At 34.1% G+C, this 12,944-nt stretch carries 10 protein-coding genes and 3 pseudogenes (1 of these 13 cut by a window edge); 12 read left to right on the forward strand and 1 reads right to left on the reverse strand.

Going from position 1 to position 12,944, the window contains the following annotated elements; translation table 11 throughout:
- Positions 1 to 1,060: 1,060 nt before the first annotated feature.
- The 9 genes and pseudogenes from OTJ99_RS05035 (at position 1,061) to mnmA (ending at position 8,992) form a co-directional block, all read left to right on the forward strand.
- Entirely contained in the window at positions 1,061 to 2,152 is a 1,092-nt protein-coding gene (locus OTJ99_RS05035) for a thermonuclease family protein (protein WP_052671473.1), read from the forward strand.
- 678 nt (positions 2,153 to 2,830) lie between these two features.
- Positions 2,831 to 2,989 carry a hypothetical protein gene (locus tag OTJ99_RS05040; RefSeq protein WP_269015429.1) on the forward strand — a complete coding sequence of 53 codons (159 nt, stop codon included), beginning with the start codon at positions 2,831 to 2,833 and terminating at the stop codon, positions 2,987 to 2,989.
- Positions 2,990 to 3,027: 38 nt separating this feature from the next.
- Positions 3,028 to 3,207, forward strand: coding sequence for a class I SAM-dependent methyltransferase (locus tag OTJ99_RS05045; protein WP_045164987.1), 180 nt, complete (start codon positions 3,028 to 3,030; stop codon positions 3,205 to 3,207).
- Between the two features lie 167 nt (positions 3,208 to 3,374).
- Positions 3,375 to 5,078 (forward strand): IS1634-like element ISCsa8 family transposase, encoded by a 1,704-nt coding sequence (locus tag OTJ99_RS05050; protein ID WP_045164601.1) that lies wholly within the window; start codon positions 3,375 to 3,377, stop codon positions 5,076 to 5,078.
- A gap of 88 nt (positions 5,079 to 5,166) precedes the next feature.
- Positions 5,167 to 5,649, forward strand: a pseudogene (locus tag OTJ99_RS05055) (class I SAM-dependent methyltransferase); the annotation flags it as partial.
- 156 nt (positions 5,650 to 5,805) lie between these two features.
- A pseudogene (locus OTJ99_RS05060) lies at positions 5,806 to 6,248 on the forward strand (RrF2 family transcriptional regulator).
- A gap of 64 nt (positions 6,249 to 6,312) precedes the next feature.
- On the forward strand, positions 6,313 to 7,506 hold the full coding sequence (nifS, locus tag OTJ99_RS05065) for a cysteine desulfurase NifS (RefSeq protein ID WP_045164986.1): 1,194 nt from the start codon (positions 6,313 to 6,315) through the stop codon (positions 7,504 to 7,506).
- Positions 7,499 to 7,882 (forward strand): Fe-S cluster assembly scaffold protein NifU, encoded by a 384-nt coding sequence (nifU, locus tag OTJ99_RS05070; protein WP_045164985.1) that lies wholly within the window; start codon positions 7,499 to 7,501, stop codon positions 7,880 to 7,882. Before nifS ends, nifU begins: the two co-directional genes overlap by 8 nt.
- Before the next feature lie 24 nt (positions 7,883 to 7,906).
- Positions 7,907 to 8,992: a tRNA 2-thiouridine(34) synthase MnmA gene (gene mnmA, locus OTJ99_RS05075; protein WP_045164984.1), complete on the forward strand. Its 1,086-nt coding sequence runs from the start codon at positions 7,907 to 7,909 to the stop codon at positions 8,990 to 8,992.
- A 4-nt stretch (positions 8,993 to 8,996) separates the two neighbouring features.
- On the opposite strand, the gene OTJ99_RS05080 is transcribed toward mnmA, so the two are convergent.
- Positions 8,997 to 9,797: a histidinol-phosphatase HisJ family protein gene (locus OTJ99_RS05080; RefSeq protein WP_045164983.1), complete on the reverse strand. Its 801-nt coding sequence runs from the start codon at positions 9,795 to 9,797 to the stop codon at positions 8,997 to 8,999.
- A gap of 132 nt (positions 9,798 to 9,929) precedes the next feature.
- Between OTJ99_RS05080 and OTJ99_RS05085 the strand changes: the two genes are divergently transcribed.
- The 3 genes and pseudogenes from OTJ99_RS05085 to OTJ99_RS05095 form a co-directional block, all read left to right on the forward strand.
- Positions 9,930 to 11,114, forward strand: coding sequence for a CCA tRNA nucleotidyltransferase (locus OTJ99_RS05085; RefSeq protein WP_045164982.1), 1,185 nt, complete (start codon positions 9,930 to 9,932; stop codon positions 11,112 to 11,114).
- A 30-nt stretch (positions 11,115 to 11,144) separates the two neighbouring features.
- Entirely contained in the window at positions 11,145 to 12,164 is a 1,020-nt protein-coding gene (locus tag OTJ99_RS05090; RefSeq protein WP_045164981.1) for a 2-oxoacid:acceptor oxidoreductase family protein, read from the forward strand.
- A pseudogene (locus OTJ99_RS05095) lies at positions 12,161 to 12,944 on the forward strand (thiamine pyrophosphate-dependent enzyme); it runs 1,424 nt beyond the window's last position. Before OTJ99_RS05090 ends, OTJ99_RS05095 begins: the two are co-directional and overlap by 4 nt.

Raw genomic sequence — 12,944 nt, forward strand, 5'->3', positions numbered from 1 at the left:
AGTTTGTTATATTGTACCACAAAATATTTAAAAAGTCAAGCAAATTCAGTATATATTAAGCTAAAATTTGTCCCTACATTTTTTAAAATTTTTTATTTTTCTCTTCTTGAAACCCGCATAAATTAAGACTTTGTTATTTTTTGTTAGCTCAAAAACACCTCTTAACTGACAAAGTCAAGAGAAGTCTGATAGTATATGAGAATCTAAAAAGACCTTTTTATATTTTCTTTGGTTTTTAGCTTGCTGAAATACAGTGATGTAAAGAACATATGTGAAAAAGGTTTAAGCGATGGACCTGGGTATAAAGACGAAAGTTATATACCTATGTTTATTTGTGCACTCAGCAATAAGCACTATTTTAAAGTTCTGTCAATTAGAATACCTTTATCACGTGACAAATTGGCTTTTTACTAACATCTTTGTGGAATGGCTCAATATTTTATCATAAAGCCTTTCAGTTATCTTTGTTTGATAAGTTCTTTTATAAAGTTCGAGCGATATTATGAAAACGGAAATTACCATTTCTTTGTTGTTAAAATAAAAATTTTTGAAATTCCCTCATGGTGCTACAACTTATCCCATATAAAAACTATTAACTTTATCATTGGGATTTTTATCGTGATAAACTTTTCACACCCTGATAAGCATATCTCGACGCTATCAAAATTACAGATATTCTTGCATATGGGTATAAGGATGATGTGACTCATGCAAGCGAGAGGCAAGATATCGAAAGTAGAGGATTAACACTCCAAAATTATGTCTTAATAGATAAAAGCGTTTTAAAATATTTTCTGGAGAACCCAAGAGACTAAAATAAGACAAACATATTAGCGTATTTTCTCAAATAAAGAGGTGTGACTCCAGTGGAGGATAAAAAAAAATCATTATATAATTATCTATTGAAAACACCATATATGAAATGCAATTGTTTTTACCCAGATTGATAAGCAAAACTTGTAGAATCTGGTAGTATATTAAATACTGTCGAACTTCGATTAAACAATTAAGTGCAAAAGAGATATTAACTTGGGAAAGTTATGTTTCTTGGTGATATGAAATGCGGAAAGTTCTTCGGCTGGTTTATAATTTGTTACCTCATCCCAAACAATTAACTCCTGTTAAAAAGGTTTTATTAACTATTTATTACCTTCTTTGTTTCTTCTTCTTGTTTGGATACTTACCCTTTGGAATATTCCTTCTTGCTTTAGGTTATGTTATTCAATCGTTGTCTGAGTTTTCAGAATATGCACGTATAAACAAGTATCTTGCTAAGACAATAAAGACATTTGTTGTCTCTTTTCTTGCTCTATTCGTTAGTTTGTCGGTGTTAATTAATTCTCAGCCTCAAACTGTAAATAGTCCAAATACAAACGTAAAAACAAGCGCCTTATTTTCTAGCCTTCAATCTCCAGTTACAAAAGCAGTCTATAATGAAAATACCTTCTCAGAATCTCATCGAACCAAGCAACTGGCCAATACTACTGTTCCAACGGCTACATATAAAAAAGAAAGTGGTAAACCCGTTCAACCTTTTCCTATAAACTTTACAAAAGTTTTTGTAACAAAAGTGATAGACGGAGATACAATAGTGGTTAGGTTACCAAGCGGCAAAGAAGAAAAAGTAAGATTTATAGGTGTCAATGCTCCTGAAAGTACTGATAGGCTTGAACCCTACGGTGTTCAAGCTTCACTCTTTACTGAAGAAAGTCTGTCTAATAAGTACGTTTATCTTGAAAAAGATATAAGCGAAAGAGATAAGTACGGTAGATTATTGCGATACATTTGGTTAAGTCCTCCCGCACAAATAAATGAAAGTGAAATCCGGCAAAAACTTTTTAATGCCATTCTTGTACTTGAGGGGTATGCTCAGGTTGCTACTTATCCACCTGATGTGAAATATACTGAGTACTTCCTGAAATTTCAACGTGAGGCACAACAAAAAGGTAAGGGACTTTGGTATTATCAAGAGTTATTTCAAACAACCACTACTAAATCACAACAGTATGTAGGCAACACAAATTCAAAGAAATTTCATTACCCATGGTGTAAATGGGCTCAGAAGATCTCACCTTACAATCGGGTGTACTTCCAATCACGTAAAGAAGCTATAAAAGCTGGTTATATACCATGTAAAGTATGTAAGCCTTAAAGAACGGTAACAAAGGTTATCAAAACTTTATACTGCCGAGGCAAATTAGTTACAAATGGCAGTTGATTGGTACTTTTAGAAAAGCAAAAGATAGCAAACTTCATACCCACTTAGATATTTTACAACGGTAACATAACATTCCATTCTTTCAGTTTTCTTGAACTGCTGCTGTAAAACTTTTTACTATTTTCCATTATGTTAAAAAATAAGCAGACGGTTTCTTTTCCTTTCTATAACTTATTCTTTTGCGTTGTCTTCAAATATATTTTAACTGTGGAAAATATCTTTATGTCTATTCGAGTTAAATTTTTGCATTGTCATTTACAAAGCAGCAAGTTTGTGTTAAAATCATAATCAAAAAATTAATTCCACCACGAAGGTGGAAGGAAAAATTTAGAAGTAGGCATAATCAAAAATATAGCTAAATAAAGCAACAAACCCACGAAGGGAAGTATTCCCTTCGTGGGTTTTTATTTTTATTGTAAACTTAAAAACTCAGTTTAGTAAGGAATATAAAAATGGCAACTAAAACAAGGCAAGTTGCTTTAAGTGGATTTTTTATCGCATTAGGGATTATAATTCCAATGATATTCCAGAAAGCTTAAACTAAACATATATGTAACTTTGATTTTAAGTATGATTTTCGGGCGGGTTGTAGCAGGAATAGTTGTATGGTTTTTGGTAACATTCTTTGCCGCAAAACTGCCAGGTCCTATTATATTTATTGCTGGGAGTATTACGAAAGGTCTGCCAGGGATTGCAATTCAGTTGATTGTGATTCCACTTTTAATGTTGGCACTTGAGCGTTATGGAATAGCTAAAAGGGCTGAAAAATAAAAAAGCAGGATAAGATCTTAAAAAGGAGTGCACTTTTTATGGACACAAGAGAGTATTTCAACTTGTTGGCAGACAAATGGGATGAAATTGTGTGGCATGACCCTCAAAAGATTAACCAGATTATGCAATTAATCTCACTTAAAAAAGGTGAGAAGGTTTTGGATGTTGGTACTGGCACAGGTGTCTTCTTGACTTTGTCAGTTAGGAGGAGTTTTTGAGCTAACAAAAAATAACAAAGTCTTAATTTATGCGGGTTTTGAGAATAGAAAAATAAAAAATTTTAAAAATTGTAGTGGCAAATTATAGTCTGAAATATGCTATAAATACTTGACATTTTGAATATTTTGTGGTACAATTACTCAAAATACCTTTGAGGAGTTACCATATGTTTGTCAAAATAACTAATGCTGGCGGTTACCAGTATGTTAGATTAGTCGAAAACTATCGTGAAAATGGCAAGGTAAAACAAAGAGTGTTATTTAATTTTGGTAGACTTGATCTTCTCAAAAGTGATCCTGCTTTTAAAAACATTGTAAGAAAACTATCCGACATTGTTGAAAAAACAACTACTGGAAATACAAAAGCTGTTACTATTGAATCTGAAGAGGATGTATCGGATGCAGTTATAAAAAATTGGGGATACATTGTATTCAGAAAGTTATGGGAAGAACTTGAAATAGATAAGTTTTTAAAAGAGAGAGCAACAAAAGGGAGAAAGATAAAATTTGATGTAGACAAAGTAAGTTTTTTAATGACCATACAGAGATTGATAGAACCTATGAGCAAACTAAGAACTTATCATCAGAGAAATAAATATTTTGGATTTGAAGAGGATATAGATTTAAATCAGTTGTACAGGTGTTTAGATTTTCTTGACAGTATAAAAGAAGATTTAGAGACGTATCTGTATCAGAAAAATAGGGATTTATTTAAGATGGTAGTTGATGTAGTTTTTTATGACGTGACGACAATATACTTTGAGAGTTGTAGAGCCGATGAACTTAAAAATTTTGGTTTTAGCAAAGACAACAAGATAAATGAAGTACAGGTTGTGTTAGGGCTTTTGGTAGACAAAGAAGGCAGGCCGATAGGTTATGAACTTTTTCCTGGCAATACAATAGATAGCAAAACAATGGTAAAGATACTGAGGAAACTGAAAGAAAAATTTAGTATAGATAAGATAGTGATAGTAGCAGACAAAGGGCTCAACAGCAGATTAAATTTAAAGATGATAAAAGAAGCGGGATACGATTATATAGTAGCAAGCAGATTAAAGAATGCAAGTAAAGAAATTTTAGATGAAGTATTTAAGCAAGAAGGATATAAAAGGCTTGATGGAAAAAGTTGTTTGAATGCTGAAGAAATTTATGGAGATGAATTCAAATATAAGGTATTGGAAAGAACAAATGTTATCAAGGATGAAGAGTGTAAAGAGTTTAAAATAGAAGAGAGACTGATAATAACCTATTCAAGCAAGAGAGCTAAGAAAGACAAAGAAGACAGAGAGAGATTGGTATCAAAAGCCAAAGAGCTTTTAGAGAACAAAGGAAGTATAACAGCCTCAGAGAAAAAAGGTGCGAGGAAATATTTGAAGAAGAAATCAAAGTCAGAAGAATATGTATTGGATGAGGAAGCGATAAAACGAGATGAGAAGTTTGACGGTTACTATGCAATACAAACGAGCAAAAAGGATATGGATGTAGAAGAAGTTTTAGGAGCATATCACGATTTATGGAAGATAGAACAGTCTTTCAGAGTAATGAAAAGCTGTTTAGAAGTACGACCGATATATCACTTTACAGAAAGCAGAATAAAAGGACATTTTGTGATATGTTTTTTGGCATTTTTATTACAGAGGACATTGGAATATATTTTGAGGAAAAAAGGTAAAGGAATAAGTAGTGAAGGGATAATGAAAGCAATAGATTCAATGAATTTTATTGAAATAGAGATAAAAGGGAAGAGATATTTGATAAAGCAAAGGACAGAAGGAGGAGCTGGAGATATACTGAATGTGATGAAGATAAAGGGGCCAAAAAATTTCATTACATATGAGGAAGGCTTAGAATTTATTGGTATAAGGAAATGATGTAGTGACAAAATTGAGGTCCATATTTTGTCAATCCCAGTCCCCCCAAGCTTTTTGAGTTTCAAACTGACAAAGTCAAGAAAAAGGTGAGAAGGTTTTGGATGTTGGTACTGGCACAGGTGTCTTGGTTGAGTATATCTTGAACTTTGTGGGAGAGGAAGGAGAAGTTATTGGAGTTGATATTTCTGAAAGGATGATTGAAAAAGCAAGGGAAAAGTACAAAGGCAAAAAGAACGTTAGATTTCTACACTGTGATGTTATGGATCTTGAGTTTGAAGAATACTTCGACGCTATAATATGCTACTCGGTCTTTCCTCATTTTGAGGATAAAAAGAAAACTGTGCAAAAACTTTCTACAATGTTGAAGGAAAACGGTAAACTTGTCATATGCCACTCACAATCACGACAAGAAATTAACAATCTCCACAAAAACCTACCTGAACCAGTAAAGAGACACTTTCTTCCCGAGTTGTTTGTTATCATCAAATGGATAGAAGAAGCAAGCTTAAAGCCTAAATATTGGATTGACAATGAGGTTATGTTTTTAGTAATAGCACAAAAAAGCAAATAGGCATATGAATGAAATACTTGTTTGTACGTCATTTTGGTATGACAAACGTCTTTGCAACTATACAAGGGACAACTTTTTATATTCTTGACAAAACTAACTTGAGAGTGTTATTATAATATAAAACCGAGTATACAAGTCGGAATTGGAGAGATAAAAATGTTTAGGTTGTCGACAAAAGGAAGATATGGAGTAAGGGCAATGTTTGATTTAGCACTACATTATGATGAAGGACTTGTTTCACTCAAGAGCATTGCCGAACGTCAAGAAATCTCGGAACATTATTTAGAGCAGCTAATTGCAACTTTAAAAAAAGCCGGGCTTGTGAAAAGTATAAGAGGTGCTCAATGTTATCTCAGGAGCCTTCTAAAATCACAATTGGAGATATTTTAAGGGCATTGGAAGGTTCACTCGCTCCTTCTGAATGCATTGATGATACTCAGAAGGTTGATTGTCCACGAAAAGACTTTTGTGTTACTAAAAAGGTTTGGGAGAAGGTAAAAGAAGCAATTGAAAATGTTGTAGACTCAATAACGTTGCAAGACTTGGTTGATGATTATAAAAAGATGACAGCAAATGAGTCTTATATGTTTTATATTTAAAAAAGAGGGTATAATAGACATAGAAAACCCACTATAAAGATAAAAATAATAGGAGATGATATAAATGCAGGAAAAAATTATCTATTTTGACCATGCGGCAACAACCCCGCTAAAAAAAGAAGTCTTAGAGGAGATGATGCCATATCTCACAGAACAATATGGCAATCCATCAACCATCTACAAACTTGGCAGAGAAGCAAAGAAGGTAATTGAGCTTGCAAGAGAAAGGGTTGCTAAGGCTTTAAATGCAGAGGTGCAAGAGATATTTTTCACCTCTGGAGGAACAGAGTCAGATAACTGGGCATTAAAGGGTGTAGCCTTTGCAAATAGAGATAAAGGTAAGCATATTATAACAACAACCATTGAGCACCATGCAGTTTTGCACCCACTAAAATATCTTGAGGGTTTAGGGTTTGAAGTGACATATGTTCCTGTTGAGCCAAATGGTATTGTGGATCCTCAAAAAGTCAAAGAAGCAATAAGAGATGATACTATATTGATTTCTGTAATGCTCGCAAACAATGAAATTGGTACAATTCAGCCAGTTAAAGAGATAGCAAGAATAGCAAAAGAAAGAGGAATAATTGTTCATACAGATGCTGTTCAAGCAATTGGTCAAATTCCTGTTGATGTTAAAGATTTAGATGTTGATTTACTATCACTTTCTGCTCACAAATTCTATGGACCAAAAGGAGTTGGAGCTCTTTATATCAAAAAAGGGACAAAAATTCACCCATTTTCGCATGGAGGAGCACAGGAAAGAAACAGACGTGCAGGAACAGAGAATGTTGCTGGAATTGTTGGGCTTGGCAAGGCGATTGAGCTTGCAACTGCAAATCTTACAGAGTATGCAAGCAGGCTTCAAAAGCTGAGGGATAAGCTCATTGACGGGGTTCTGAGCAAGATTGATTATGTTCGTTTAAATGGTGATAGATATAACAGGCTTCCGAGCAATGCTAATTTCTCATTTGAGTTTATTGAAGGAGAGAGTTTGCTTTTGATGCTTGACATGAAAGGGATTGCAGCATCAAGCGGTTCTGCTTGCACATCAGGGTCTTTAGACCCATCACATGTGCTGTTGGCAATAGGGCTTGAGCATGAGGTAGCGCATGGTTCGTTGAGAATAACCTTAGGTGAGGATAATACAGAAGAAGATATAGATTATCTTTTAGAAGTCCTGCCAGAAATTGTGTCGAGGCTCAGAGAAATGAGTCCACTTTATGAAAAGGTAAAAAAGGGGGTAATTAAAGATGTATAGTGAGAAGGTTTTGGATCATTTTATGAATCCTCGAAATGTTGGTGAGATTGAGGATGCGAATGGTGTTGCTCAAGTAGGTAATCCAAAATGTGGGGATATAATGAAGATGTATCTTAAGATAGAAAATGGTATTATAGTTGATGCAAAGTTTAAAACATTTGGGTGTGGTGCTGCTGTTGCAACAAGTTCAATGGCAACAGAAATGGTAAAAGGAAAGACTATTGAAGAAGCATTGCAAATTACAAACAAGGCTGTAGCAGAAGCGTTAGATGGTCTTCCGCCAAATAAACTTCACTGTTCTGTTTTGGCTGAAGAGGCAATAAAGGCTGCAATAGAGGATTATTTGAGCAAGCAGAAGCAGCAAACACAAAACTAAATTGAAATAAAAGGGTGAGATTTTTTGAAGAAAAAAGTCCTTGTTGCAATGAGTGGAGGTGTTGACTCTTCTGTTGCTGCCGCAATCTTAAAGGAAGAAGGATATGAGGTATACGGTGCTACTATGCAGATTTGGCAAAACGAGTGTGGAGAGGAACTAATTACAGGAAAGAGTTGTTGTTCGCTCTATGCAGTGGAGGATGCTCGCAGAGTCGCTAATATACTTGATATTCCATACTATGTGTTCAATATGAAAGATGATTTTAAGAAAACAGTAATTGATTATTTCATTGATGAATATATAAAAGGTAGAACTCCAAACCCTTGTATAATGTGTAATAGAAAGATTAAATTTGAACTTTTTTTAAAAAAAGCGATTGCTATTGGTATGGACTATATTGCCACTGGTCATTATGCAGTTATAGAATATGACGGCAGTTTAAACAGATACCTTTTGAAGAGGTCTAAAGCAAAAGAAAAAGACCAGACATATGTGTTATATAACATGACGCAAGAGATATTATCTAAAACTCTTTTCCCTTTGGGAAAATTTTCAAAGGATGAGGTTCGCAAACTTGCAGAAAAATTTAAGCTCCCTGTTGCAAAAAAACCTGACTCCCAGGAAATTTGCTTTATTCCTGACAATAACTATGGCAAGTTTATTGAAAAAGAAACAGGGATTAAAGAAGAGGGTGTGTACGTAGACACAGAAGGAAACATCCTTGGAAAAAGCAAGGCTTATTACAATTACACTATTGGACAAAGAAAGGGACTTGGTATTTCAACTGGCAAGAGAATGTATGTAGTTGCTATAAAGCCAGAAGAAAACAAGGTTGTTTTGGGGGATGAAGATAAGATATTTGCAGATGCACTTATTGCAACTGATTTGAATTTTATCCCATTTGACAAATTAGAATCTGAAATAGAAGTTACAGCAAAGATAAGATATACTGCTAAAGAGGCAAAAGCAAGAATTATACCTATAGAAGATGATAAAGTACTTGTTAAGTTTTATGAAAAACAGCGTGCAATAACACCTGGCCAGTCTGTTGTGTTCTATAATAATGATATTGTGGTTGGCGGTGGTATAATAGAAAAAGCCCTCATATGAGGGCCTATATTTTTATAAATACTGGTTCTAAGTTTTCAAATTTTGCCAAATATTTGAAGCCAATGTCTTTTAGCATTTCAATGGTTGGTTTAAACATGTAAGCGATAAAATCTGGAGAATGAGCATCAGACCCAATTGTGACAATTTCTCCACCCAGCTCATAATACCTTTTCAAGATCTTGGGTTCAGGATGAGGCGTCTGAAGGCCATATCTATAACCTGAAGTGTTTACTTCAATTCCTTTTCCCTTTTGTATGAGTAATTTTAAAATCTCGTCTATAAGATCCCAATATTCTTTTCTGTCCAATTCTTTATTTTCATAATTTCCATATCGCTTTACAATGTCAAGATGACCATAGACACAAAACTTATCGAACATTTTTATGAGGTTTAATGTTTCTTCAAAATATCTCAAAAAAGCCTGTTCTTTGGTTTTGCCTATATAAAAAACGCTATCTGCCAAGTCTTGAAAATCTACAACATGGGTTGATGCAATAATGAAATCAAACTGATAGCTATTTAAGATCTCCAAACTTTTTTCTATAGAATGTGGTTGCAAACCAACTTCAGCACCTAATTTGATCTTAATTTTTCCTTTGTATTTTTCCTTAACAGAATAAAATTCTCTCATGTATTCTTCGTAATCTATATCCCAAATAGGATATGAAACTGGTGGATATAAAAGGTCCATGTGGTCAGTAAAAGCTATCTCATCGAGGCCAAGCTCTAAAGCTTTATTGATAGCAACTTCCATGCTCATATTTGAGTCGGATGAGAAGTTTGAATGAATATGATAGTCAAACATTTTATGTCATCTCCTTTTTGATAGAGTTTTTGGCTTTCAATTAAATTTGGAAACAGGCTATAGTTTTTGCATATAATCAAATTGTATGATATTTTATTGACAATGACAATAACGAAAAAAAAGGGTGATTTTATGATAAAGCTAAAGGATGAACCAATGCAAGTGATAAAAAGGCTAAATCAGCACAATTTCAAAGCATACTTAGTGGGAGGATGCCTAAGAGACTATTTGCTTGGTATCACTCCACAGGATTTTGATATTGCAACAGATGCAAAGCCAGAAGATGTGATGAGACTTTTTGAAAAGACAATTCCAACTGGGATAAAACATGGAACAGTAACAGTCATAATAAACAATGTGAAGATTGAGGTTACAACTTTTAGAATAGAAAAAGAATATCAAAATCACAGATGGCCTACAGTGGAGTTTACAAACAGTCTTTATGAGGATCTAAAGAGAAGGGATTTTACGATAAACGCCCTGGCATATCACCCAGATGAGGGCCTTATTGATTATTTCAACGGACTTGATGATTTGAAAAATAAAATTGTTCGCTGTGTTGGAAATCCTCACGAGAGATTTTTTGAAGATGCTCTTCGAATTCTGAGGTGTATAAGGTTTGCAACTCAGCTTAATTTTAGCGTAGATAAGAAGACATTTGAGGGTGTTGTGCTCTTAAAAGACCTTTTGAAAAAGATCTCTAAGGAGAGAATAAATGCTGAACTTTCTAAGATTCTCAGCAGCAAAAACTCTTTATATGGTATAAAACTGCTTTATGAAAGTGGTGTTGGAGAGACTGTGATTCCAGAATATATAAAAATATACAGCTTTCTGCATTCAACAGAGTTTGATTTGATTCCTTCTGAGTTCAAAATTCCAGCATTTTTTGCTTGTTTCCGAGATTCAAAAAAGGTGGAAGATATAATGAGAGATCTCAGATTTGATAAAAAAAATATCACTCTTGCAACAAAGCTATGTAACTATCTAAATTTTGAATATGCAACAGAGTACCTCGTAAAAAAAGTATATTTTGAGGAAGAGAAGATGCCAGAAGGAATAATTTCTACACTTTCAATTTTAAAGAAAGATAAAGCAATGATGGAACTGTTTAGTACTTTAAAGGCTCAAAATAAGCTTGTTAGCAAAAAAGATGTTAAGATAAAAGGCGATGATTTATTGAAGCTCGGGTTAAAAGGCAAAGAATTAGGAAACGTATTACAGATAATATATGAATATATTCTTCGCAATCCTGAGAAAAATAATAGAGATGAAATTTTAAAACATGTTAATTCATATTTTAAACAGAGTAAAAATTAATAAACAAATATTTAATTGAGGAGATGAACAATGCTACCAACCACAAACGAACTTGGATACTACGAAATTCGACTTGAAAGTATCGGCGGACTTGGGGCTAATGTTGCGGGTAAAATCTTAGCTGAGGCAGGAGTTGTTGGAAGTGGTCTTAATGCTCTAAATTTTGCGAGCTATGGTTCTGAGAAAAAAGGCACACCTGTAAAATCATATATTAGATTTGCGCCAAAGGAAAAGCAAATAAGAATCAATTCGCCAGTTGTAAAACCTCATTTGGTGGCTATATTTCATGAAAATATGGTAAATACAAATCCTGTCACTCAAGGGCTTCAAAAAGACGGTATAGTCATTCTGAATACAAGTAAAGATGTGTATGCAGCTCGTGACTTTTTAAAACTTGCAAGCGGCACTGTTGCAGTTATTGATGCCATTAAAATAGCTCTTGAACAAAAGACAAGAATTAATATGGTAATGCTGGGTGCAATAGTAAAAATGCTTGGATTTATAAGTTTAGACAGCGTAAAGGAGTTGGTCAAAGAGGCTTTTGAGAAAAAATATCCTCAAACAATACCATCAAATCTTGCTGGACTTGAAGCAGGTTATAATGAAGTAAAATCTAAATATTTTGAATATGATGGAAAATATCCTTATGTGGAATATCAAGAAGAGAGACGTCCAATAGGCTATAAAAACGCTCCAATTGGTGGAACTATTATTGAATATGCAAATACCATTACAAAAAACAACATTACAAGTAGAGTAGGCAAAATTCCTATCTTTATAAAAGAAAAGTGTATCCATTGTGGTCTTTGTGAAACAACATGTCCTGATTATGTCTTTGTGTGGGATAGATTTCCAGAAAACGGTAAAACTAAAATGTTCAACTTAGGACCAGACTATAGATATTGCAAAGGATGTTTGAGATGTGTGGATGTCTGTCCAAGTGGAGCACTTGTTGAGGGAATTGAAAGAGAACATGACATTGAGAAAATCTCTGCCAAACATGATTTTGATATATATGAGAGATGGTATAAGGATGGTGAAAATTCATGATAAAACCTCAAGAAACAATTTTTGAAAGCAGAAATGAAATGGCGGCTTTGGCCGCATCGCAAATAAATTATCATATCATGGGATATTACCCTATAACGCCATCAACCCAAATTGCAGAAGAACTTGACCAGATGAGAGCAGATGGTCAGCATGATATCTTGCTTATTGCAGCAGATGGCGAGCATGGGGCAGCAGGAATTTGCTACGGTGCAAGTTTAGGTGGTGGAAGAGTTTTTAATGCAACAAGTGCCAATGGTCTTATGTATGCATTAGAGCAGCTGCCTGTTCAATCTGGTACAAGATTTCCAATGGTTTTGAATTTAGTCACAAGGTCAATTTCCGGACCTTTAGATATAAAAGGTGATCATAGCGACTTGATGTTTACATTAAATACCGGGTGGATAATCTTGCTGGCAAAAGACCCTCAAAGAGTTTATGACATGAATATCATGGCAGTAAAGATTAGCGAACACCCTGAGGTTAATTTGCCTGTGATTGTTGCGTATGATGGATTTTTCACAAATCATCAAAAAAGAGTTGTAAGTTATTTTAAGAACAAAGAAGATGTTCAAGAGTTTGTAGGGAAAACTCCACCACCCAGGATTGTTGCAACAGACCCTGAAAATCCTGTGACAATTGGTCCATACATGAATGAACCTGACCTTATAAATAACAAATATCAACTTAGCAAGGCGATGGACAAAGCTTATGAGGTCATCCCTAAAGTATTTGATGAATTTTATGAAATAAGTGGTAGAAAATATACTTTGGTTGAAGGTT

The sequence above is a fragment of the Caldicellulosiruptor naganoensis genome (genome assembly GCF_026914285.1).
GTDB lineage: Bacteria > Bacillota > Thermoanaerobacteria > Caldicellulosiruptorales > Caldicellulosiruptoraceae > Caldicellulosiruptor > Caldicellulosiruptor naganoensis.

Bases quoted from the DNA above. Each gene is read 5' to 3' on its own strand.
- OTJ99_RS05035 (WP_052671473.1), top strand. From the start codon at position 1,061: ATGCGGAAAGTTCTTCGGCTGGTTTATAATTTGTTACCTCATCCCAAA.
- OTJ99_RS05045 (WP_045164987.1), top strand. From the start codon at position 3,028: ATGGACACAAGAGAGTATTTCAACTTGTTGGCAGACAAATGGGATGAA.
- OTJ99_RS05050 (WP_045164601.1), top strand. From the start codon at position 3,375: ATGTTTGTCAAAATAACTAATGCTGGCGGTTACCAGTATGTTAGATTA.
- nifS (WP_045164986.1), top strand. From the start codon at position 6,313: ATGCAGGAAAAAATTATCTATTTTGACCATGCGGCAACAACCCCGCTA.
- nifU (WP_045164985.1), top strand. From the start codon at position 7,499: ATGTATAGTGAGAAGGTTTTGGATCATTTTATGAATCCTCGAAATGTT.
- OTJ99_RS05080 (WP_045164983.1), bottom strand. From the start codon at position 9,797: ATGTTTGACTATCATATTCATTCAAACTTCTCATCCGACTCAAATATG.
- OTJ99_RS05085 (WP_045164982.1), top strand. From the start codon at position 9,930: ATGATAAAGCTAAAGGATGAACCAATGCAAGTGATAAAAAGGCTAAAT.
- OTJ99_RS05090 (WP_045164981.1), top strand. From the start codon at position 11,145: ATGCTACCAACCACAAACGAACTTGGATACTACGAAATTCGACTTGAA.